Origin of the sequence: Paenibacillus sp. MMS20-IR301 (genome assembly GCF_032302195.1) — a bacterium.
Taxonomy (GTDB): Bacteria; Bacillota; Bacilli; order Paenibacillales; family Paenibacillaceae; genus Paenibacillus_AQ.
This window is the reverse complement of record NZ_CP135275.1, coordinates 5,870,360-5,892,764: the sequence shown is the minus strand read 5'-3', so window position 1 is coordinate 5,892,764 and position 22,405 is coordinate 5,870,360. Positions and strand designations below refer to the sequence as shown.

Annotated in this window: 24 protein-coding genes and 1 tRNA gene; 3 read left to right on the top strand and 22 right to left on the bottom strand. The window is 48.4% G+C overall.

All coding sequences use genetic code 11. From position 1 onward, the window contains the following. Nucleotides 1–101 precede the first annotated feature (101 nt). The 5 genes from LOS79_RS25220 to LOS79_RS25200 form a co-directional block, all read right to left on the bottom strand. Nucleotides 102–527: a CBS domain-containing protein gene (locus LOS79_RS25220; RefSeq protein WP_315413246.1), complete on the bottom strand. Its 426-nt coding sequence runs from the start codon at nucleotides 525–527 to the stop codon at nucleotides 102–104. A 186-nt stretch (nucleotides 528–713) separates the two neighbouring features. Then, a complete protein-coding gene (locus tag LOS79_RS25215) occupies nucleotides 714–1,763 on the bottom strand; it encodes an LCP family protein (RefSeq protein ID WP_315413245.1) in 1,050 nt (349 codons plus the stop codon). A gap of 394 nt (nucleotides 1,764–2,157) precedes the next feature. Continuing rightward, nucleotides 2,158–3,879, bottom strand: a complete 1,722-nt coding sequence (gene opp4A / locus LOS79_RS25210; protein WP_315413244.1) for an oligopeptide ABC transporter substrate-binding protein — start codon at nucleotides 3,877–3,879, stop codon at nucleotides 2,158–2,160. A 261-nt stretch (nucleotides 3,880–4,140) separates the two neighbouring features. Beyond that, nucleotides 4,141–6,150 carry an endonuclease MutS2 gene (locus LOS79_RS25205; RefSeq protein WP_315413242.1) on the bottom strand — a complete coding sequence of 670 codons (2,010 nt, stop codon included), beginning with the start codon at nucleotides 6,148–6,150 and terminating at the stop codon, nucleotides 4,141–4,143. 452 nt (nucleotides 6,151–6,602) lie between these two features. Beyond that, the gene (locus tag LOS79_RS25200; RefSeq protein WP_315413241.1) at nucleotides 6,603–6,977 is read right to left on the bottom strand and encodes a VOC family protein; all 375 of its coding nucleotides are present in this window, start codon (nucleotides 6,975–6,977) and stop codon (nucleotides 6,603–6,605) included. A gap of 92 nt (nucleotides 6,978–7,069) precedes the next feature. On the opposite strand from LOS79_RS25200, the gene LOS79_RS25195 reads away from it, so the two are divergent. Continuing rightward, entirely contained in the window at nucleotides 7,070–7,396 is a 327-nt protein-coding gene (locus LOS79_RS25195; protein WP_315413239.1) for a hypothetical protein, read from the top strand. Between the two features lie 94 nt (nucleotides 7,397–7,490). Here the strand turns inward: LOS79_RS25195 and rpsR are convergent, their stop codons facing one another. The 3 genes from rpsR to rpsF are packed head-to-tail and all read right to left on the bottom strand — an operon-like array spanning nucleotide 7,491 to nucleotide 8,627. Further along, the gene (gene rpsR / locus LOS79_RS25190; protein ID WP_238654517.1) at nucleotides 7,491–7,763 is read right to left on the bottom strand and encodes a 30S ribosomal protein S18; all 273 of its coding nucleotides are present in this window, start codon (nucleotides 7,761–7,763) and stop codon (nucleotides 7,491–7,493) included. 21 nt (nucleotides 7,764–7,784) lie between these two features. Beyond that, nucleotides 7,785–8,294, bottom strand: coding sequence for a single-stranded DNA-binding protein (gene ssb, locus LOS79_RS25185; protein ID WP_315413236.1), 510 nt, complete (start codon nucleotides 8,292–8,294; stop codon nucleotides 7,785–7,787). 48 nt (nucleotides 8,295–8,342) lie between these two features. Next, nucleotides 8,343–8,627 (bottom strand): 30S ribosomal protein S6, encoded by a 285-nt coding sequence (gene rpsF, locus LOS79_RS25180; RefSeq protein ID WP_025706808.1) that lies wholly within the window; start codon nucleotides 8,625–8,627, stop codon nucleotides 8,343–8,345. A 232-nt stretch (nucleotides 8,628–8,859) separates the two neighbouring features. Here rpsF and LOS79_RS25175 point away from each other — a divergent pair, with 232 nt between their 5' ends. After that, nucleotides 8,860–9,057 carry a YjzC family protein gene (locus LOS79_RS25175; protein WP_315413230.1) on the top strand — a complete coding sequence of 66 codons (198 nt, stop codon included), beginning with the start codon at nucleotides 8,860–8,862 and terminating at the stop codon, nucleotides 9,055–9,057. A 361-nt stretch (nucleotides 9,058–9,418) separates the two neighbouring features. Here the strand turns inward: LOS79_RS25175 and LOS79_RS25170 are convergent. The 4 genes from LOS79_RS25170 to LOS79_RS25155 all read right to left on the bottom strand — a co-directional run bounded on the left by LOS79_RS25170 (nucleotide 9,419) and on the right by LOS79_RS25155 (nucleotide 11,070). Then, nucleotides 9,419–9,509 (bottom strand) — tRNA-Ser (locus LOS79_RS25170). Between the two features lie 43 nt (nucleotides 9,510–9,552). Further along, nucleotides 9,553–9,765 (bottom strand): DUF951 domain-containing protein, encoded by a 213-nt coding sequence (locus tag LOS79_RS25165; RefSeq protein WP_315413229.1) that lies wholly within the window; start codon nucleotides 9,763–9,765, stop codon nucleotides 9,553–9,555. Then, nucleotides 9,765–10,793 (bottom strand): mechanosensitive ion channel family protein, encoded by a 1,029-nt coding sequence (locus LOS79_RS25160; protein ID WP_315422448.1) that lies wholly within the window; start codon nucleotides 10,791–10,793, stop codon nucleotides 9,765–9,767. Before LOS79_RS25160 ends, LOS79_RS25165 begins: the two co-directional genes overlap by 1 nt. Beyond that, nucleotides 10,786–11,070: a putative Se/S carrier protein gene (locus LOS79_RS25155; protein WP_315413228.1), complete on the bottom strand. Its 285-nt coding sequence runs from the start codon at nucleotides 11,068–11,070 to the stop codon at nucleotides 10,786–10,788. Before LOS79_RS25155 ends, LOS79_RS25160 begins: the two co-directional genes overlap by 8 nt. Nucleotides 11,071–11,270: 200 nt before the next feature. On the opposite strand from LOS79_RS25155, the gene yyaC reads away from it, so the two are divergent. Beyond that, nucleotides 11,271–11,879 (top strand): spore protease YyaC, encoded by a 609-nt coding sequence (gene yyaC / locus LOS79_RS25150; protein WP_315413226.1) that lies wholly within the window; start codon nucleotides 11,271–11,273, stop codon nucleotides 11,877–11,879. Here the strand turns inward: yyaC and LOS79_RS25145 are convergent. The 10 genes from LOS79_RS25145 to LOS79_RS25100 all read right to left on the bottom strand — a co-directional run bounded on the left by LOS79_RS25145 (nucleotide 11,851) and on the right by LOS79_RS25100 (nucleotide 22,333). Continuing rightward, nucleotides 11,851–12,351 carry a DUF4446 family protein gene (locus tag LOS79_RS25145; RefSeq protein WP_315413224.1) on the bottom strand — a complete coding sequence of 167 codons (501 nt, stop codon included), beginning with the start codon at nucleotides 12,349–12,351 and terminating at the stop codon, nucleotides 11,851–11,853. The two genes, yyaC and LOS79_RS25145, sit on opposite strands and share 29 nt — an antisense overlap. A gap of 20 nt (nucleotides 12,352–12,371) precedes the next feature. After that, nucleotides 12,372–13,535 carry an aminotransferase class V-fold PLP-dependent enzyme gene (locus LOS79_RS25140; RefSeq protein ID WP_315413222.1) on the bottom strand — a complete coding sequence of 388 codons (1,164 nt, stop codon included), beginning with the start codon at nucleotides 13,533–13,535 and terminating at the stop codon, nucleotides 12,372–12,374. A 93-nt stretch (nucleotides 13,536–13,628) separates the two neighbouring features. Next, nucleotides 13,629–14,471, bottom strand: a complete 843-nt coding sequence (locus LOS79_RS25135; RefSeq protein ID WP_315413220.1) for a ParB/RepB/Spo0J family partition protein — start codon at nucleotides 14,469–14,471, stop codon at nucleotides 13,629–13,631. After that, nucleotides 14,464–15,225 carry a ParA family protein gene (locus tag LOS79_RS25130; protein ID WP_315413219.1) on the bottom strand — a complete coding sequence of 254 codons (762 nt, stop codon included), beginning with the start codon at nucleotides 15,223–15,225 and terminating at the stop codon, nucleotides 14,464–14,466. Before LOS79_RS25130 ends, LOS79_RS25135 begins: the two co-directional genes overlap by 8 nt. A gap of 196 nt (nucleotides 15,226–15,421) precedes the next feature. Then, on the bottom strand, nucleotides 15,422–16,237 hold the full coding sequence (gene noc / locus LOS79_RS25125) for a nucleoid occlusion protein (protein ID WP_315413217.1): 816 nt from the start codon (nucleotides 16,235–16,237) through the stop codon (nucleotides 15,422–15,424). A 346-nt stretch (nucleotides 16,238–16,583) separates the two neighbouring features. After that, nucleotides 16,584–17,306: a 16S rRNA (guanine(527)-N(7))-methyltransferase RsmG gene (gene rsmG, locus LOS79_RS25120; RefSeq protein WP_315413214.1), complete on the bottom strand. Its 723-nt coding sequence runs from the start codon at nucleotides 17,304–17,306 to the stop codon at nucleotides 16,584–16,586. 3 nt (nucleotides 17,307–17,309) lie between these two features. Further along, a complete protein-coding gene (gene mnmG, locus LOS79_RS25115; RefSeq protein WP_315413213.1) occupies nucleotides 17,310–19,196 on the bottom strand; it encodes a tRNA uridine-5-carboxymethylaminomethyl(34) synthesis enzyme MnmG in 1,887 nt (628 codons plus the stop codon). 15 nt (nucleotides 19,197–19,211) lie between these two features. After that, nucleotides 19,212–20,588, bottom strand: a complete 1,377-nt coding sequence (mnmE, locus tag LOS79_RS25110; protein WP_315413211.1) for a tRNA uridine-5-carboxymethylaminomethyl(34) synthesis GTPase MnmE — start codon at nucleotides 20,586–20,588, stop codon at nucleotides 19,212–19,214. A gap of 87 nt (nucleotides 20,589–20,675) precedes the next feature. Next, nucleotides 20,676–21,410, bottom strand: a complete 735-nt coding sequence (gene jag, locus LOS79_RS25105; protein ID WP_315413209.1) for an RNA-binding cell elongation regulator Jag/EloR — start codon at nucleotides 21,408–21,410, stop codon at nucleotides 20,676–20,678. Next, the gene (locus LOS79_RS25100; protein WP_315413207.1) at nucleotides 21,407–22,333 is read right to left on the bottom strand and encodes a YidC/Oxa1 family membrane protein insertase; all 927 of its coding nucleotides are present in this window, start codon (nucleotides 22,331–22,333) and stop codon (nucleotides 21,407–21,409) included. Before LOS79_RS25100 ends, jag begins: the two co-directional genes overlap by 4 nt. Between the last annotated feature and the right edge of the window lie 72 nt (nucleotides 22,334–22,405).

Below are 22,405 nucleotides of genomic sequence, written 5' to 3'. Positions count from 1 at the left end.
AAGATACTCTTCAAAAAAGGCCCGCATTCCGCGATGCCGGAAATACAGGCCTTGGTTCCTTAAGCATGGCTGCCGTATCGGTTACCGTATAGTGATAAAAATTATAACGATTCCTGGGATTGTCTTGAGACAACCTTCTCGCAATATTCAATAATCTGGCTCCGGCGGACAATGCCTATGAACCGTTTCATGTCATCGACCACCGGCACAAAGTTCTGCACCTTGGCCAGATTAATCAGGTCTTCCATATCAGCGTCAATGGAGACCGGCAGATTATTCATCCGCAGCGGCACATCCTTAAGCAGATATTTGGAAGCATTCTCAAAAGTAACCGCGCCGTCTGAATCCTTCATGTACCAAAGCAGATCGCCTTCAGTGACAGTGCCGGCATATTCCCCGTTCCGGTTCAGGATCGGTACTGCGGTATAACGGTGAAACTCCATCCGTTCCAGAGTCTGGCGCAGCGTCGAGTCAAGCGTGACGCAAGCCACCTCCTGTTTCGGAAGTAAAAAAAATGCAATATTCATCTCTTGATCCTCCTCAAAGAGTTCCGAAGGAATGCTGCTCTACCTTCCTTGCTGTAAGGTCCACGTAGTTATACACCCATACACGCCGTTAGTTCCACTCCATTATAGCATGAAGACAATAAACAGCAGCCATTAACCTTGCGGATGGCTGCTGTTTTTATGGAATAGCACGGGCTGCCTGGAACCTTACTGTACTGCAGGTGTAGACGCAGGCTCCAGCGCATTTTCCGCTTTGCCCGGTTCAATTAACTGATCCACCGGCGTGCTGGCATTCATCCAGTTGTCGATCATTGCCTTGGCCTGGCTAAGGTCCTCTTCATCCACAATATCATAGTATAGACCATCGATGCGTTTACCTTCACCCATTACCGTAAAGCTGGAAATATCCATATCCTTACCGCCCATAAATTTCTTCGCCAGGCTGATAATCATGGAAGGCTCAATATCGGTTTTGAAGTTTTCACCCATAATGTCCAGCAGTTCCGGAATGTTGCCGATTTGACTGATCGATAACATTTTATTCGCTACAACATCGATAAATACCTGCTGCCGTTTCGTCCGGTTGAAATCGCTATCCTCACGGTAGCGTGTATAATTGAGCGCTTCTTCACCGCTGTAGTTGGATTTGCCGCCGACAATGGTAAATTTCTCATGATCCTTGCCTTTATTCACAATATCCTTCTTAATCGGAAGCGGAACCCCGCCAATCGCATCTACCGCATCCTTAAGGCCCTGGAAATTAATTGTGGCATAATACTGAATATCATGTCCAAGCAGCGCTTCAAGCGTGTCTTTCGCCATCTGCTGGCCGCCGAATGCATAGGCATGCGTAATCTTATCCTTCTTATTATCATCATGCCCGATGATTTCCGTATACGTATCACGGGGGATGGAGATCAACAGAATTTTATAATCCTCGGGGCGGATAATTGCATAGATCATCGTATCCGACCGGGCTACCTCATTGCCCCGCTGGTCCGTTCCCAGAAGCATCAGTGAGAACGGGTCGCTTTTATAAACTACAGGCTCAGCCTTAACCGGGGTTGTAGTCTTTGTATCATTCTCCAGCGGCTGGTAAGATTCTTCCGCCAGTTTGGTCTCCACCTGGTCTGACAAAAAGAGGTCAAAGGCCAGCACCGCAAGCGGCTTCTGGAACACAAAACCTCCGGCGATAATAACCAGCACTGCGATGAGCGCAATGTATCTTTTTTTCATTTTTTTAATCTTATTCATCATTTATAATTCCTTCTTTATGTTGGGATTGTACATATTATGGCCGTGATCTATTTACAATGCCTGTCTTATGCTTCCGGGACAGTCATAACTGGGCTGTTCATGCTGCGGTACACCGCCCTGCTATACTATAGTGTTCCCCCTTTCCGGGATTCGGGTCGTTCTAATTGTAAGATAAACTTGGAAAACTGCTTTGACACACAAACAATATTTCTATTGTAATCACTTCACACTTAAAAAGAAACAACAAATAACGACAGCATCAGCACTACAGCAGCTGGAATTCACTAATGTATATGACGCAGGAAAAGCGGTTTTGATGCTTATTTTCACAAAAAAAAAAAAAGACAGCCTGCCCCGCATGCCGGTTGGCAGCAGTTCAGACCGTCGGTTGGCCTTACTCCGGTTCCTTAATCCACCAGTTTTGCGGGTCAAGGATATTGCTAAGCGCGTTGACAGTTACACCCTGCACACGCTTATTAACAGCAGTGATATTCGACCTTTCGGAGAAAAAGATCATCGGAACCTCATCATTAATCAGCTTCTGCCACTCATAATAAATTTCCTTGCGGAAATCTTTGTCATACGCCTTCAGGCTTACCCCGTCCCGGATCAGCTCCTCGCTGCGCTCCGAAGTCCACCGCGGATAATTCCAGGCATCGGTCGCCCGCCACAGGCCTGACGGATCGGGATCACTAGCCAGCCCCCAGACGCCGTTAAACAGCTCGACCGAAGGATCATCCGACTCCACTGCTTCATAAAAGCTGTTCAGCTCCTTCAGACTCCCCCCGTTCAGCTGTACATTAAGCCCGACATCGCGCCAATTCTGCAGTATAGCTGAAGTCCTTGCCTCTGCCGTCTTGCTGCCGCTCATTGCATCATAATTCACTGTGAACGGCTTGCCGTCAGGATCTTCGCGGAATCCGTCCCCGTCTGTATCCAGATACCCTGCCTCATCAAGCAGGGACTTGGCCTTTTCCGGAAGATAAGGGTAGGTATCGATTTCCTCATCGCTGATCTTGGCCCAGCTTGAGCTGGGGATTGGAGTCTCAATCAGAGTGCCCAGTCCGTAGGAATACTTATCAATAATGCCTTGCCGGTCAAGCGCGTAATACATAGCTTTGCGGAGACGCTTATCCTGGAATTTCGGATTGTCCATCACCACCTGGCCGCTTTCTTCATCCCAGCGCCCGAATTTGAAGCCAATATATTCATAGACCAGGCCCGGTGAATTCCGGATATCCACCTGGTCCAGCTGATTTGCAGTCTGATAGGCATCACGCGGCACCGCCGCAATATCAATGCTTCCGGCCTCCAGCAGCGCAGCTGTATCCTTACCCTCGATAACTTTATAGGTTATTCCGTCCAGCAGCGCTTCGCCTTTGTAATAATTATTGAACCTTTTCATTTCGACGGTCTGTCCCGGCGTTATACTTGTTACCACGAACGGCCCGGTACCAATCGGCTGCTGGCGCACCTGGTCACTGTCCAGCATATCCTTCACAGCGACGCCTTCGAAGTACCTTTTATTCATCGGATATGCCCAGAGACTGTCAAGCAGATTAACCCGCGCCGAATTCATCGTAATCCGCAGCGTATACGGGTCCATAACCTTAAGTCCGGATATTTCGCTTGCCTGTCCCAGATGATAGGCTTCCGCCCCTTTGATCATTTCCACGCTATAATACCTGGATCCCGGGTAATCGGGGCTGGCGATGGTCTCCAGGGCAAACTTCCAGTCCTCTACCGTCAGCTCGTCGCCGTTATGCCAGCGGACGCCCGGCTTAATGGAGAAGGTAAATACCGTATGGTCGTCTGATTCCTGCCAGGAGGCAATATTAGGCGCCGTTGATAAATCATCATTAATGGTAAACATGGCTTCTGTAGTGAACTCAAGCACATTCGCATCGTCTTCCCCCTCGAAAAAAGCCGGTTCGAAGATTCCCTGGAACGCCGACGAATACCCGTATGTGACCGTTCCGCCTGCAACAGGTTCATCGGCTGTTTTGCTCAGGCGGGCTATATAAGGCGGACTGCCCGTGCTTGAAGCGCTGCATGCTGATAATACCACCGCGAGCATGAGCGGAAGCATCAGTCTGCCGATGAGCGGTTTTGACATATATTTCTTCCCTCCCGGGTTAATCGCAACATAATGAAAGCGGTTTCTGAATTGGATTTTACTAAAATACACGTACGTTATTTCTGATCTTCGGAATGCACCACATAATAGAGGATATACAATATTGACGGTAAAGTGAAGCCTTTAATTTATTTTCGCCCGGCAGAGAAGCTTCCCGGCGAGCAAACCTACATTATTTATATTACCGGCCTTACTGAAAAAAGCCTGCCCTGACGGGCAGACCTCTGCTATAGCACTGCTTTATTTCTTTTCTTCCGGGAGCTCGATGCTCAGTCCCTCGACATGTCTTTTCTGCATCAGCTTGCGCTTCTTGCGGTTTTCCTTGCTCTCAAAAATAATATCGAAATCATAATCGTCCGGGTACAGCTCCTCCTTCAACAGATACGGCTTCAGCCGCTTATGATTTACGGATATTTTCTGCTTCTGGATCATAACTCCGACCATCCCCCGGCTATCCTTCTTCTCATATACAATACCCGTGCGGCCCAGGGAGCTGACATAAACAGCATCACCTACTTCAAAATCCCGCTTAACCGCCGCCCCGTCCCGTTCCGCTTCCATTGGCTCACCTGCAGCAGCTCCGGCCTGCCCGGCTGCCTCTGCTGCCCTGCTCCGGTCCCGGGCGTCTGTATCGCCCGCGGCAGCCCCGCTTGCGGCCCGGTCAGCCCCCTGCCCTTGCCCCTCCTGCTCAGGAGCACTCCACGGCTTACGGCCGCCTCTGTGCTCCTGCTGCTCTGCCGCCAGCTGCTGGGCACGCTGGATTACCGCCTTGCAGATGCCGAGCTTCTCGGCGATCTGTAAGGCATAGCTCTCGCCGGCCTCCCCGATGGTCAGCCGGTAGAGCGGCTGCAGCGTATCCTTGTCGAATTCCATCCTTGCATTCTGGAATCCCGGCGTTGCTGCAGCAAATACCTTCAGCTCATTGAAATGGGTCGTTACAATGATATTGGCCCCTTTACGGTTCAGCTCCTCCAGGATTGCAATCGACAGTGCGAAGCCTTCTCCCGGGTCTGTCCCTGCAGCCAGCTCGTCAATCAGCAGCAGTATACCTTTACCTGCACTGCCAAGCATCTCTTCGATGCTCTTCATCTGTGCGGAGAACGTGCTGAGCGACTGTGTCAGGCTCTGGCCGTCGCCGATTACACTCATTACATCCGTAAATACCGCGAAATCACTGTCAGGCTCAGCCGGTATAAGCAGACCGGACTGGACCATAAGCGACAGAAGGCCCAGCGTTTTGAGCACTACCGTTTTGCCGCCTGTATTCGGGCCGGTCACGATCAGCGATTTGTAGCGTTGCCCGAATTCAAGGCTGACCGGTATCATATCCTTCAGCAGCGGATGCCTGCCGCCATTCATCCGCAGGTAGCCGCGTTCATTCAGCGATACCCGGCGGGCATCCAGAGTTCTCGCATATTTACCCTTGGCAAAGATGAAATCGTAAGTGCCTGTAATTTCAATATTCAGACGCAGCGCCGCCTGCTCCTGTTCGAGCAGTCCGGTCAGCATGCTTAAGATGATCCCTTCCTCCCTTGCTTCATCCGCGGCCAGCAGCTCAATTTCTCCCTGAAGCGATGCCACCTCGTCTGGCTCTACGAATACCGTCTGTCCGCTTGTTGACTGGTCCAGCACCGAGCCTTTAATCTGCTTATGGTACTCCCGCTTCACAGGGATAACATAACGGCCTCCTCGCATGCTGACCAGGCTCTCCTGCAGAATGGATTTGTGGCGGGACATGATATTGTCCAGCTTTCTGTGCAGCCGGTCTCTGGCCACCGTCAGCCGCTTACGCACCCGTTCCAGCCCCTTGCTGGCCTGATCATCAATCACTCCAAGCCGGATGCAGCGTTCGATCTCCTCCCGGACATGGCCCAGCTCCTGCAGGGATACACCGTAAGCAGCAATCCGTGGCGCGCTATACTCCTTTGAGGCCATGTATTTACGAAGCTGTCCGCAGCTGTTCAGGAATACCGAGACTGCGGTGAAATCCTGTTCATTGTACAGATACCCGGTACCCAGCAGCGACAGAACCCATTCTATGCCTTCCAGCGAAGGAATCGGCACACTAGCTCCCCGCTCCAGCAGTTCCCTGGCTTCCTCTGCCTCCTCCACCGCCCGCTGAATTCCAGGGAGATAAGTCATAGGGGCAAGCTCGCTTACATATCTTCTGCCTTCATAGGATACCGCATGACGCATCAATTCCTGCTTAATAGTCCCGTACTCGAGCGTAATCATACTTTGTGAATTCAATCTGATTCCTCCTTGAATAAATGCCCGGCTGATCCGGGCGGTATAGTCCCTAAATCAAAAAAGAGGGCGAAGACCGCCACTACGGCAGTCTTCGCCCTCTTTAAATTGCTGCTATTCCCTTTGCTCCCCAAGGCAAAACTATCCCTGAGAACAGAAAAAACCGTGCTGCGAAGAGCACGGTTAATCACAAAGAGAATAATAGCCGTAAAGAGGCCATCATGACGCTTCGTATGTGTTCTTAACTAAATCATCCATTCGTCCAGCCACAGGTTAGATAGTAAAGTCACCAGGACATACTCTAACAAGACATGCACCCATTCACAAATAAACGGAGCATGATACGGCAGCTGCCGGAATGATATGAAATTGCTTAGTTAAGAACGCTCACCAACATCAAAATTTCCCCTTTAGTTATAGGATACCTGTAATTTACTACATCTGGAAGCGGTTTGTCAATTGCCGGCAAAGCAGTTCATCACCCAGGTAATTCCGTTTTTGCTGTCGGTAACCTGACCGTGAAGTGCACCAAAGAATGTTTTTTGTAACTCGACTGTAGCCTGTCCGCCATCAGAAGTTAACTGTTCATAAATTCCGCGCAGCTGCTCTTCACTGCCCAGCGACAGAATAATGCTTACATTCTCTGTCTTAGCTCCCCTGCCGTAATCATCAGAGAAATGAATCAGCGTCTGGCCCAAATGCAGCTCAGCATGCAGCAGCTTGCCGTTATGCTCATTCAATACCTTAATTTCTCCCCCGAAAACACTCTTATAATACTCCACTGACTCCTGTACGTTTTGAATAATGACATACGGGCTTGCACTGATCATTGTTCATACCTCCATATTTATGCATTTTTCATATCCGGATCGTGCTTGTGATGGTTTAATACTAGTAATAGCAAAAGGAGGATTAAAATAACATGGCAAACACCGCTCTACTTATCGCTGTAATTTACGCTTTGATTCATTTGGCTTTTGGGCTATCACAATTGTACCAACGCAAGCTTCCTCGGCGAAACACTATGGTCTTCATAACCGGCTGTTTCAGCATAATCCTCTCGGCCAATTTTATTGACCAGCGAATAGTAATGATTTTGTTTATCTTACTCGGCTTTATTATGATTCAAAGCGGCATTTACCTGAATGCTAATTTTAACCAGCGCACAATTTCCCCGCTCGGGCAATTACTCCCCTTGCTGCTGCTCATCCTAATTTTGTCCGGCATCGCTTTCAGCCGGCCATTATAAGTATCTATATTTTCAGCACGATTAAGTTATCATTCCCCGTTTATCAAAACATGCAAAAAAGCAGCCGGCTAAGCCGGCTGCTTCATAAAACGTCCTATTCCGTTGTGTAAGGCAGCAGCGCGATTTGACGCGAGCGCTTTACAGCAATGGTCAGAGCGCGTTGGTATTTTGCACTTGTACCAGTTACACGACGCGGCAAAATCTTTCCGCGTTCGCTGATGAACTTCTTCAGAAGTTCAGTGTCTTTATAGTCAATGTGAGTAATCTTGTTCACAGTGAAATAGCACACTTTTTTACGCTTGTTGCGTCCACCACGACGTGCCGGTCTTTTGTCGTTGTCTCCGCCTTCTCTTGGTTTGAAAGCCATGTTCTGTTCAGTCCTTCCGTATTAAAATGGCAAATCATCGTCCGATATATCGATCGGTTTTCCATCGCCCGAAAAAGGATCTTGATTATTGTTGTTACGCGAGAAATTGTTGTTATTTCCGCGCGAACTGTTCCCGCCGTTACCGCCGCCGCCAAAGTTAGGCTCTTCCGGCATACTTCCACCACTTGGTGCATTTCCGCCCTCACGGTTCTGCGAGGATTCCAGGAAACGGACATTATCAGCAATAACTTCAGTAACGTATACACGCTTACCTTCATTATTCTCGTAATTCCGTACTTGGATGCGTCCTTCTACGGCTGCCAGTCGTCCTTTGCGCAAATAATTGGCACAGGTCTCAGCCAGCTGTCTCCAGGTTACTACCGGGATAAAGTCCGCTTCGCGTTCACCGTTCTGGCCCGTAAAGTTGCGGTCTACGGCAAGCGTAAACTGCGTTACGGCAACACCAGCAGGAGTATAACGAAGTTCCGGGTCACGGGTCAACCGACCGATCAGAATGATACGGTTCAACAATAGAATCCCCTCCTTGTAGCGCGATTTGTTACAAAGCTTGTCAATATCTTAGGCAACGTCGTTCGTAATGAGATAACGAATTACTTCGTCGGAAATCTTCATGATACGCTCAAGCTCAGTAACAACTGCAGGTTCTGCAGTAAAGTTAACCAAAACATAAACGCCATCACGGAATTTCTTGATCTCATACGCAAGACGGCGTTTACCCTGCACATCGTGCTTTGTAATTTCTCCGCCGTTGGAGATGATGCCTTGGAATTTTTCGACTGCTGCTTGAACGGCTTCTTGTTCAATGTCAGGACGAATAATGTACATGACTTCATATTTGCGCATAATTTTCACCTCCTTATGGTCTGAGGCCCCTAATCAAGTCAGGAGCAAGGAACGAGCACAAACGTGAACTCGCACCAAAACAGTATATCAAACTGCCGCCGCCAATGCAAGAAATATTCCTTATGAAAGTTAGGAATCTTATGCAGTGGGGGAATTTAGCTTTCATGAAGATGTCTATGGAGGGCCACAATATAACCGCTCCATCACTCTGCTGAAAGAAGGTAATCATACTATGGGCGAGAAAACAGAATACGAAAAGGGCGATAAGGCTCCAAATCCAGGCATGTATACAGAGGTAGGCGAAGGGCGCAGCTTCCACACGGAGATTCAGAATCCGAAACAGATTGAAATGAAGAAAGGTGATACTTTCCCGGAAACTACAAACCAGAACCGCAAATGGAAAAAGGTTGAGAAGGCACGGGTCCACTAATTAATTTGGCAGTATGTATAATAATTGTACCGATGCACATAATAGATCCAGGCAGTACAAAAGAGAGGTGTGGTTCCGTTGAACGTCGTAGACGAACACAATCACAGGGATTCTGAATCAGCATCTAATGTAAGCCGGGGAGAGTAAAGGCTGCCCTAAAAAAGCAGCCCAGCACAACCTGTTTCACTTTAGCGGCTACAGACAGAGATTTCCGAACATCATTGATGTACTGCCTCTGGAGAGGGACCTTAAAGGGTCCCTCTTTTTGTGTCTTCAGCAGATAATTAGCAGATAATGAAGACACAAAAAAACCTTCGCTCAATTGGGCGAAGGTCTGTAAGTTAATTATAAATTGCTGAAGTGGCGGAGAGGGTGGGATTCGAACCCACGCACGCTTTGACACGCCTAACTGATTTCGAGTCAGCCCCCTTGGGCCTCTTGGGTACCTCTCCGCAGCAAGATTTATTGTAGCATGACGATTTCATATTTGCAAGCTTAATTATTGTCGGCTGTGTTTTCTGCGGAATGCAGCACCTTTTTCAAGTTTTTCTCGAATTTGGCCCGGGGGATCAGCACGCTATGCTGGCAGCCGGTACATTTAATCCGGATATCCATGCCCATCCGGATAATCTCCATCTCATTAGTACCGCAGGGATGAGGTTTCTTCATCAGCACAATATCCCCCAGTCCGAATACTTTGCGTTCCATCACTCCTCCCCTTCCTCTGCTTCTTTAGCAGCAGCAATCTGCCTTCTTGGAGCAGCCTCTTGCTCCTCACGGGCTTCGGTGAGGCCCTCAGAGAGCTTTTCCAAATCAATCGCCCTTGCATCTCTCTCGGCCTGTTCACGGGCCTCCTGCTCGGCCTTAGCGGCCTCCAGGCTGCTTTGCCGCTCAAGAGCCTGCTTAATATCATTCTGAATCTGCCGCTCTGCGGAATCCCTGGCATTAGGGTGGCAGCCAGCTGCCACCCGTATTACATATTCGGAAGTGCTCATGGATTGGATACCGAGGATATTAGGGTAAGCAATGACACTTTCGCTCCGCTCCTCTATCCCTTTCAGCGCATCTCCGATCAAGGCAAGGGTTGCTTCCAGCCCGCGTTCGATTTTAACCGGTACATCCACTACCGCAAGCGCATTGGCCAGTGAATAATTGGTCACATTGACAATCGTGCCGTTAGGGATAATATGTACTTCCCCCGTAGCACTAAGCAGCCTGGTCGTTCTCAGCCCGATCATCTCCACCGTACCTTTATAGGTTCCGCTCTGAATCACATCGCCGACAGCAAACTGATCTTCGAAGATGATGAAGAAGCCGGTAATTACATCCTTGACCAAACTTTGTGAACCGAACCCTATAGCCAGCCCGACTACCCCGGCTCCGGCCAGCAGCGGCTTCAGATCGAACTGAAACTCGGAAAGAATCAGCATAATCATGACAAAATTGCAGATGAAGGTAACCACGTTCTTCAGCAGCCCGCCTACTGTTGAGAAGCGGCGGTTATTCGCCAGCAGCCTCCCCCGGCTCTCCCGTTCCAGTGAACGGTCAATGGTGCTGGAGACCACTTTGATGATCACCCGGGTTATGATGAAGATCAGGAGAATCCGGATTCCCGCGAACAATACGGTTGCCCACATATCCGCATTAGTCACCCATTCCCATACCCTGTCCTTGAATCGTACAGCCTCATCAATAACCTGCCCCGGATCAGTTACTTCAAGTACCCAGTTATTCATCGTTCTCATCGAATTTCCCCTTTTCCGTCACTTCAACATAACCGGCCCCATCAGCCGACCTGGCAAAGATCCCTCTGATCTCAACCTGCTGCTCGGCTACAATAACACGCACCTCTTCCAGTGCATTCCGGTAGAATTGAATCGACATTGCACAGCCGGCCGTAATCTCCTTCGGTGTAGGAAATATATCAATTTCAATTTCCGCATACTCCAGCAGCATCTCGGCGCGCAGCGCCTGCTGGGTCGAATCAAAGGCTAGCAGTAATTCTTCCTCCACACTTTTACGCCTCCTCTGGGCTATTGGTCCTATCTATTGCCGTCATAGTATAAAAAGCCACTTTCATCCATATACTAGGCTCATCAGGATACTATCCGCGGACCAATGCCTTTGCGTGATCAGCATTTCACAGCAGGTTTCTCTCATTAAGCTGATGATATTCTCGTAATTAGCAGCTGCCGCCCAGAAAGGAAGATCATATGAATTTCTCTTCGAAAGCTTCGTCATTGCAGGAACCGTCTTGCTTAAAAATATCACATGCTGATCCCGATATCTATTCTGCAATCACCCACCGCCTGCTTTTCCACTTCTCCCGCACGCGCCCGGATACACCGATTGTGATTGTCTGCGTAGGCACAGACCGTTCTACCGGCGATTCGCTGGGTCCGCTTGTCGGCACAGCTCTAGCCCGCTTCCACAGTCCGCTATTCCATCTCTATGGAACGCTGGACGAGCCTGTGCATGCCGTCAATCTGGAGGAAACACTCGGCCTTATCTACGCGAAACATTCCGATCCGTTCATTATAGGCATTGATGCTTGTCTGGGCCAGTCAACGAGTGTCGGCTGTATTCAGGTTGTTGAAGGCCCCCTCCGCCCGGGGGCCGGAGTCAATAAACAGCTTCCGCCGGTTGGAGATATCCACCTGACAGGCATTGTTAATGTGGGCGGCTTCATGGAGTACTTTGTTCTGCAGAACACAAGATTAAGCCTTGTAATGAGATTGGCCGATATCATTGCCTCCAGCCTGTTCTCTGCCTTGAAGCAATGGAATCTCCATGCTAGATCTGCTGCAGCGCTAGAGCAATAACTTCTTTCTCTTCCGGGGATAGCGGGTACTGGGATTCTCCCTTTTCAAGCGGCTTGGCATAAATATATGAGTTCTCGCGGTTGTGCAGGCTGCTCACCACAATCCCGCTTTGGTTGTCATCCAGAATGGCAAGCGAGAAGCTCAGATCATTACCGCGTTCACCGAAGGCGTTGTAGCGTTTCACAGCCACCTTTGATTTCATTCCGCGCATTTTGGCCTGTACGGCCTCAATAAGCACCTTCTGCCCTTGCTGGTCTTCTTCCAGCTTGTCACTCTGATTACGCAAATTAATCAACAGGCTCTCCAGGTCCTCTATTCCATTCCCGGTCATCATTGCATCATATCTCCGCCGCATACCGCGAAGCTTGACCCCTTGGACAATAAGCATGATCACCAGCACAATAATGATTGCCGCAAACCCCATAATGAACAGCGACAGCTGCTCACTAATGATTTCATTCAATTCTGACATGTATGGACCATCCTTTGTATTTATCTTGTGCGCGAAACCCCGTACATTTCTTCCATTGCATCAATCAGCCGCTTAATATCTTCTTCTGATGAACTCACCCCGACACTGGCTCTGACCGCTCCGCTCTCCAGTGTTTCAGCTGCCTGATGAGCCAGTGGCGTGCAATGCATACCTGCTCGTACAGCTATACGATACTCCCGGTCCAAACGATGGGCTATATCGGCCGAGTCCTGTCCTTTAACTACAAATGATACAATGCCGCTGCGTTCATCGCCTAATTTTGGTCCAAGCATCCGGATTCCCGGAATGCCTGCCAATCCTTCCATCAGAGTCTGCGTCTGCATCCATTCTTGAGAATGGATCTGTTTCGTCCCTAATGCTTTGACTTTTTTCACTCCTGCCAGTAGTCCGGCAATACCGACTGCATTCTGTGTCCCCGCTTCATAACGGTCCGGCCGCACAGTAGGCTGCTCACTGTTTTCTGACTGGCTGCCAGTCCCTCCGTGCATTAATGGTTCGAGATCTAAATTAGGAGAGATATAGAGCCCTCCGGTCCCTTGCGGTCCAAGCAGCCCTTTATGCCCCGGAAATGCCAACAGGTCAATATTCATCTTCGCTACATCAATATCAATGGAACCGGCACTTTGCGCAGCATCCACCAGAAATATCGCTCCATGCGATTTAGCAATATCCCCTATCAGCCCAACCGGAAGCACACTTCCGAGCAGATTAGAGCTATGGTTACAAATTACCATCCGGGTGTTATGGCGGAAGGACTGCTGAAGCTGCTGCAGATTAATCTGCCCCTCTCCATCAGCCTGTAAGTAATCCACTTCAATTCCAATTGTCCGGCGCAGATATTCCAGTGGTCTGCGAACAGAGTTATGTTCAGTCATTGTTGATATCACATGATCTCCTGGTTGAAGTGTACCCTTAATAGCCATATTTAGCCCCATAGTTGTATTATGCGTAAAAGCGATATTCTGGGCATTTGCAACAGAGAACAGCTCCGCCAGCAGGCTTCGTGCCCGGACCAGCACACGCCCTGTCCCCATCGCCAGTGAGTGATTACCGCGCCCGGCATTTGCCCCTGAATGCTGCAAAGCATCCATCATGGCAGCAGCAACTTCGGGCGGTTTAGGCCACGAGGTTGCTGCATGATCCAGATACACAAGTCCCTCCATCTCTCCACCCTCACTTTTCCCTTTTAAAAAACATACCCCTCCATACCCTTATCAAGGATATCTCAGGATATGTTTTCGGCACAAATATCCAAATCAGTTGCCAAGCAGCTCCAGCAATCTTTCCAGGTCTTGGGCACTGTAATAATTCAATTCAATTTTCCCTTTTTCTTTGCCCTGCTTAATTTTAACAGTCGTCTTAAACCGTTCACGCAATACCTCTTCTACGTTATCGATATAAGGATCTCTTTTAATCACCTTGGACTTAGTCCCCTCAGCCGGTTTACGGTCGAGATTCTTCACTACTTCTTCCAGCTCGCGCACACTCCACTGCTGTTCCACACATTGCGCTGCTAATTGTTTGATGGTCTCTGTATCTTTCAGAGCAACAATCGCCCGGGCATGCCCCATTGAAATTGTTCCACGTGAAACATATTCTTTCACTTCTTCCGGCAAGCTAAGGAGCCGCAGGAAGTTAGCAATATGCGATCTCGACTTTCCGACCTTAAGTGAAAGTTCCTCCTGAGTAAGCGCGAACTGATCCATCAAGCCTTGATAGGCAACGGCAATTTCCATTGCATTCAGATTCTCACGCTGCAGGTTTTCAATTAAGGCAATCTCCATAACCTGCTGATCACTGAGGCTGCGCACCACAGCAGGAATAGTTGCTTTGCCACAATACTGCGAAGCCCGGAATCTGCGTTCACCGGCAATAATTTCATATCCCTTAAGAACACTGCGGACAATGATCGGTTGAATAACTCCATGCTGCCTGATTGATTCAGCCAATTCCTGGATAGCTTCCTCATTGAAATCCTTGCGCGGCTGATAAGGATTGGCTCTTAACTGTGACAAGGAGATTTCGATAACCTTATCATCTTCATTAATGGATAGAGAAGGGATTAAAGCATCCAGTCCTTTTCCTAACCGTTTACTCATAAGAAATCACTTCCTTTGCCAACTCTAAATACACTTCCGCTCCTTTAGAACGGGCATCATAGGTGATAATTGATTGTCCGTGAGAAGGCGCTTCACTCAGGCGCACATTCCGCGGGATAATGGTTCTATATACCTTTTCTTGGAAATACTTTTTTACCTCTTCAATAACTTGAATCCCCAGATTAGTCCGGGCATCAAGCATAGTAAGCAGTACGCCTTCAATTTGCAGATGAGGATTGAGATTCTTCTGAACCAGTCTCACCGTATTAAGCAATTGGCTTAATCCTTCAAGCGCATAATACTCGCATTGTATAGGAATGATTACTGAGTCTGCAGCAGTCAATGAGTTAATCGTCAATATACCTAATGATGGAGGGCAATCTATAATTATATAATCATATTTGCTTTTGACTGTATTCAGTGCCTTTTTTAGCTTGAGTTCTCTGGAAATGGTAGAGACAAGCTCAATCTCTGCACCTGCGAGTTGAATGGTAGCCGGAATAATATGCAACCATTCAATCCCAGTCTCCAAAATTGTATCCTGGGGATTAGCTTCATTAATCAGAATATCATAAATGCAATTTGCTACATCTGCTTTGTTGACGCCAACGCCGCTCGTAGTGTTGCCTTGCGGATCAATATCAACAAGCAGCACTCTCTTCCCTAAAGTAGCCATACCGGCCCCCAGGTTCACAGAGGTTGTTGTTTTGCCGACTCCGCCTTTTTGATTTGCTATGGCAATAATCTTGGACACTTATTTCACCTCGAATTGTTAGAAAGAATCATCTTGTAGGTCATGAGTTGGATGAGCAACATGGTTTATTATACACGGCATCACATCTGCAAGAAGTATAGACAAATGTACATTATTTAATATGTGACAACGTCCGGTTCAAGTCATAGAAAAGGCGGCCAATCACCTCAAGGCCGCCTTCAGCTTTTGAAATCATTTATCTTTTTGGAATTTGGATGACAATCTCATAATGATCGCCGCGGTCATTCTCTGAGGTCTTAATTTCCATTCCTGAGCCGGTTACCATATCTATGGATTGACGGATTGTATTTAGCGCCAGCCGGACATCCTTAGTGTAAGATATCCTTTTTGACTTTTTGATTTGCGTAACTTCCTTATAGAAGGCAATCCGCGCTTCGGTTTGTTTGACATTCAGTTCTTTGGCAATAATCTCAGCAAGAACCTTTAGCTGCATCTCTTCACTGTCCAGAGACAGCAGCGAACGCGCATGGCGTTCAGTAATTTTTCTTTCCATTAAAGCGGTTTTGACCTGCTCGGGCAGATTCAGCAAACGGATTTTGTTGGCAATTGTAGATTGGCTTTTACCAAGCCGCTGGGCCAGGCTCTCCTGTGTTAATTGATGAAGATCTATCAGCTTCTGATAGGCAATGGCTTCTTCAATTGAAGTTAGCCCTTCACGCTGCAAATTTTCTATTAGTGCGATTGAAGCTGCCTGAGAATCGTTAAACTCGCGGACAAGGGCGGGAATGGTATCCAAGCCCAGCTTTTTGACTGCCCGCCATCGTCTTTCGCCTGCAATAATCTCATACTGGGAATCACGCATACGAACAACGATCGGCTGGATAACTCCATGAGTTTTGATAGTCTGGCACAGTTCGTCTATTTTGTCATCATCAAAAATAGTCCGTGGCTGGTATGGACTGCTGACAACCTCATGAACCGGGATTTGTTTGATCTCTTCTCCGCTGCTCCGCTCGCTAAATCCAAAAAGCTTGGTGAATTGTTCTTTCATTCCGTCCATAACCACCTAATTTCGTTTTAGTACGATCCCGTTAACCTTTCTTGCGAAAAGCTCATCGTACAGCGTAGAACCTCCAGAAAAGATCTACTATAGTATTCTATCACTTTTTCTCTCATAATCCTATTCTCCATAAAGACCTATTTTTCCTGCCTAGACTCTGCATTCAGTCACTCATTTCTCTGGAAATAGTTGATCACAAATGTCATCATCGGCTTTATTTAATGCTTTGTGTCGAATAGATAAGCAGAAGTAAATAATATAAAAAAACAAGCTCATCTCTCAATGAGCTTGATCTGAAACTCGTACTTTGCAATTAGGATTGTTTCACGTGAAACAATTACACCAGCGGCGATTTCGCCGGCACTCCTGCTTTGCGCGGATATTTAGCCGGTGTCGCTCCAGTTTTACGGACAAGAATAATATGCCGCGCCGAATCTTCTACCGGTAAACTAAAGGACTCCACCTTCTGTAGTTCTGCCCTCAGCTCTTTGAAGCTGCGTTTCGCCTCTGCCAGCTCTTCAGCCGGATCGCTGCCTTTCATCGCTGCAAAAATCCCATCCTTACGGGTAAACGGAAGGCAGAATTCATTTAGTAACGCCAATCGCGCAACTGCGCGCGCAGTGACTACATCATAAGCATCACGGTGTACAAACTGCTTGGCTACATCCTCTGCCCGTCCATGAATCAACTGCACATTGGTTAGTCCAAGCTTGTCACATACATGCTGCAGGAAAGAGATTCGCTTACTAAGTGAATCAACTATTGTCAGCTTTAAATGCGGGTAACAAATTTTCAGCGGAATCCCGGGAAAACCTGCTCCTGAGCCAATATCAGCCAGACTCTTGACTTCATCCATATTCAGGTATAAGGCCAGTGTCAACGAATCATAGAAATGCTTCGTATAGACTTGGCTTCGTTCTGTGATCCCCGTAAGATTCATTTTCTCATTCCAGGAGATCAGTTCCTGGAAGTATGACTCGAATTGTTCAAGCTGCTTAGGTGTGAGCTGTATCCCCCGCTCGCCAAGCAGTGCAGTGAACTGAGTAACCGTATTATCCATGATTTATCCTTTCGCAGCCGTCACCCGGTTATAGTGCTCCAAATAGACTAGCAGGATCGAAATATCTGCCGGAGTTACCCCGCCGATACGCGAAGCCTGACCGATGGAGATTGGGGCGATTTTAGTCAGCTTTTGCCGGGCTTCCATAGCAAGCCCATGAATCTCATTGTAATTAATATCATCCGGGATCTTCTTTTTCTCCATCTTCTGCAGCTTTTCTACATGCTGAAGCTGTTTCTCAATATAGCCGGCATATTTAATTTGAATTTCAACCTGTTCCTTCATTTCATCATCGAGCTCTTCCGGAGCAGAAGATACGCTGTCTACGAAGCTGTATTGAATCTCAGGCCGGCGCATTAAGGTCAAGAGATTGCTTCCGTCAACAATAGGAGCCGAATCATAAGCAGCAAGCAGTTCATTTACCTGTACAGGTTTAACCTTTGTTTCTTGAAGGCGGATAATCTCACGTTCCACCCGTTCTTTTTTATCGAGGAAGGCTTCATACCGCTGCTGTGGAATCAGTCCGATCTCATGGCCGATTGGCGTCAGGCGCAGATCCGCATTATCATGGCGGAGTAGTAACCGGTATTCTGCACGGGAGGTCAGCAGCCGGTAAGGCTCATTGGTTCCTTTGGTCACCAGATCATCAATCAGTACACCAATGTACCCTTGGGAACGGTCCAGTATGACCGCATCCTTCTCTTGCACTTTACGTGCAGCATTAATTCCGGCAATCACACCTTGTCCCGCTGCTTCTTCATAACCGGAGGTGCCATTAATCTGTCCGGCCGTGAACAGCCCCGGCAGACGTTTGGTTTCAAGCGATGGCCATAGCTGTGTAGGAACCATTGCATCATACTCTATCGCATAACCGTTGCGCATCATTTCTACTTTTTCCATACCGGGAATAGACCGTAGAACAGCAAGCTGGACATCTTCAGGCAGACTGGTAGACAGACCCTGCACATAATATTCTGATGTATTCTTTCCTTCCGGCTCCAGGAAGATCTGATGCTGCGATTTATCACTGAAACGGACAACCTTGTCCTCAATCGACGGGCAATAGCGCGGACCCGTTCCTTCAATAATCCCGGTGAACATCGGAGCACGGTGCAGGTTATCATTAATAATCTGATGTGTGGCCGGTTGCGTGTATGTCAGCCAGCAAGGAAGCTGCTCATTATCGGATGACTTCGTTTCAAATGAAAAGAATTTCGGTTTATCGTCGCCCGGCTGAATCTCTGTCTTTGAGAAGTCTATGGTGTCCTTATGCACACGCGGCGGTGTTCCCGTCTTGAAACGGACCAGATCAAAGCCAAGCTCACGCAGATTTTCCGATAAACGGACTGACGGCTGCTGATTATTCGGCCCGCTCTCATAGGTTAATTCACCCATAATCACTTTGCCCCGAAGATACGTTCCGGTCGTCAAAATTACAGTTTTGCTGTGATACACCGTGCCTGTCTTCGTGATCACTCCAGCGCAGCGGCCGTCCTCCACAATCAGCTCTTCCACCATTCCCTGGCGCAGGGTCAGGTTCGGTGTCTTTTCCATCGTTTCCTTCATGGCATGCTGATAAAGGTACTTATCGGCCTGTGCACGAAGTGCATGAACAGCCGGCCCCTTGCCTGTATTAAGCATCCGCAGCTGAATGAAGGTCTTATCTATATTGCGGCCCATTTCACCGCCCAGCGCATCAATCTCACGTACCACATGACCCTTGGCAGGTCCGCCAATGGAAGGGTTACATGGCATGAACGCCACCATATCCAGGTTGATTGTAATCATCAGTGTGCGGCAGCCCATCCGGGCCGCAGCCAGTGCCGCTTCACAGCCGGCATGTCCGGCGCCAATGACGATAACATCATAGCTGCCTCCATCATAATTCATAGCTGTTCCCTCCTTTTATTTACCCAAGCAAAATTGCGAGAAAATCTGATCCAGCAAAGAGTCGGCAGCGGTGTCCCCGATGATCTCACCAAGCTGCTCCCAGGCCAGACGCACATCGATTTGAATCATATCTATAGGAATGAGCATCTCCGCAGCCTCATAGGCATCCTGCAGTGATTTGTGTGCCTTCTTCAGCAGTGCAATATGCCTTACATTGCTTACGTAGGTTAAATCTCCCGATTGCAGCTTGCCTCCGAAAAAGAGTGCCGAGATCGCCTCTTCCAGTTTATCCAGGCCCTCCTCCTCCAGTACAGACATCGGAACTATGCTGGACTCCTCAAAAAAGGAGTAAAGCTTCTCCTTGTCCAAACGGGACGGTAAGTCCATTTTATTCATGATGATGAGGGCTTGTCTACCGTGGATTTGTTCCATAAGTGCCAGCTCATCCTCATGCAGCTCTTCATTAGCGTTCAGCACAAGCAGAATAAGATCAGCATCGCTAAAAGCAGCCTTCGAGCGTTCGACGCCGATTTTCTCTACAATATCCATCGTTTCACGGATACCAGCCGTATCCAGCAGCTTGAGGGGGATATTATTAATCGTAACATACTCCTCTATTACATCACGCGTTGTTCCCGGAATATCGGTTACAATCGCTTTGTTGTCGCGGGCAAGCGCGTTAAGCAGTGAGGACTTCCCTACATTAGGCCTTCCTACAATTGCTGTTGTAATCCCTTCGCGCAGAATCTTTCCTTCATTAGCTGTCTTAAGCAGCTTATTAATGCCTTCCATAACCTCTTGACTCTTATCCTTAATGAAATCAGCTGTTAACGATTCTACATCATGTTCGGGATAGTCTATATTAACTTCGATATGGGCCAGCGTCTCAATCAGGGTATGGCGAAGCTCATGAATCCGCGCTGACAGCGAACCGCTGACCTGCTTCAGAGCAACCGAGAATGCCCGGTCTGATTTGGAACGGATCAGGTCAATCACTGCTTCCGCCTGTGAAAGATCAATCCGTCCGCCGAGAAATGCACGTTTGGTGAATTCCCCCGGCTCAGCCAGCCGGATCTCCTGCTGCAGCAATAGGTCCATCACTCTTCTGACGGAGATTACACCGCCATGGGCGCTGATCTCCACCACATCTTCAGTAGTGAAGGAACGTGGTCCCTTCATGACCGTTACAAGCACTTCCTCCATCCGTTCCCCGTCCTGCGGGCTTACGATATGACCGTATTGCACCGTATGTGACTCAGCCTCTGTCAGGGGGATACGGCTATGAAACAATGGGGCTACCTGGGAAATTGCCTGCGGTCCGCTAACCCGGATGATGGCGATTCCGCCTTCACCGAGCGCTGTCGATACAGCAGCAATAGTATCACTAAGCATGTTGTTATTCACCTCGGGCTTGATTTCTTCTATTCAAAAAAACAATGACTCCTCGCATAGGTCAAGGAGTCATTGCGGCATATAGAACTACTTCAATGTTATAACGACGCGGCGGTTCGGCTCTTCACCCTTGCTGAGCGTGTTAACCTGCCGGTGATCCTGTAAACGGGAATGAATAATCTTGCGTTCCTGCGGGGACATGGGCTCCAGTACAACCTCTTTACGGGTCCGGACCACACGCCCGGCCAGCCGGTCTGCCAGCTCCTCAAGTGTCTTCTTGCGGCGCTCACGGAAGTTCTCCGCATCGAGCACAAGACGGATGAAGCTGTCAGAATAACGGTTGGCAACAATATTAGCCAAATACTGCAGAGCATCGAGAGTTTGTCCTCTTCTGCCAATCAGCAGCCCCAGATCCGGACCGGATATTTGCAGAACAGTCGATTCCTTGGTATGAACGATTTCTACTTCCACCTCGAGCCCCATGCTCTTGGCGACATCCACAATGAATTGAACGGCCTGCCCGTAAGCTTCCTCCACCGGGTGTCCGGAATCTTGGCGCGGTGCGCCGCTGATAGCCTCCTGGTTGCTCTCTCTTGTTGACTGCTGAGACAGTAGCGGAGCACTCGCCGCTGATACCGGTGCGGCTTCAGGAATCAAGGTTAATTCTACCTTGGCTCCCTTCGCACCGATCAATCCAAGGAATCCTTTTGACGGCTGTTCAAGTACGTTGACCGTTACCCGGTCCTTGTGAACTCCAAGCTGATTAAGTCCCCGTTCTACAGCTTCTTCAATGGTTTTCCCTGTCGCGACGACTTTGCTCATTTTGACTTTTTGGCCCCCTTCTTTCCGTTACCGCCGTTGCCTTTAGCAGCAGCAGGCGTAACATCCTTGCGGGTATTGGCATTGCTCTTTTTGCTCTTAGCCAGTCTTGCTTCTTCGGCATCTGCAGCAGCGCTGGCAGCAGCAACTGCCGCTTTATGCTTGTCGTTGTTGCGGTACAAGAAGTAGTTCTGAATAATGGTGTACAAGTTACTATAGAACCAGTACAGCGGAAGCGCAGCCGGGAAGTTGTAGGACATGATGAAAATCAGAACCGGATATACCATCATCATGAACTGCATTGGGCCTTGCTGTTGTACCGGGTTCATCTTGGTCATCATACGAGTCTGAATGAATGTTGTAGCAGCGGCCAGAAGCGGCAGTATGAACAGATGGTCGGGCTTGCCGAGCTGCAGCCACAGGAAGTCATGCAATCGAAGGTCCGGGTTGTAGTAAATTGAATTGTACAGTGCGATGAAGATCGGCATTTGCACAATCAGCGGCAGACAGCCGGCCATCGGATTAACCTTATTCTCCTGGAAGAGGCGCATGGTTTCCTGCTGTACCTTTTCCGGCTCATCTTTATATTTTTTCTTAATCTTCTCAAGTTGCGGCTGAATGGCCTGCATTGCACGCGAGCTCTTCACTTGCTTAATAGTAAGCGGCAAAATAAGCGTACGCACGATGATAACCATTACAAGGACGGCTAAACCATACTGGCCGTTAAACCACTTCGCAAACGTATCCAGTGCAATGGCGAAATAATAAACAACATTACTTTGCCAGAAGCCTCCATTTTTCAAATCCTCCGTAGTGTGCGTCACTGTTGCCGCAGACGGAGAGCATCCCGACAGAACAGCGATCATTAGAACCATTAACCCGAGGAGAAGAAACATTTTTCCTCGCTTAGTCTTCATTAGAGACACTTCAAAACCCCTCTCATAAACATTCCATTGCACCGTAAATCATAACATAATTATGGATACAAATAAACAAGC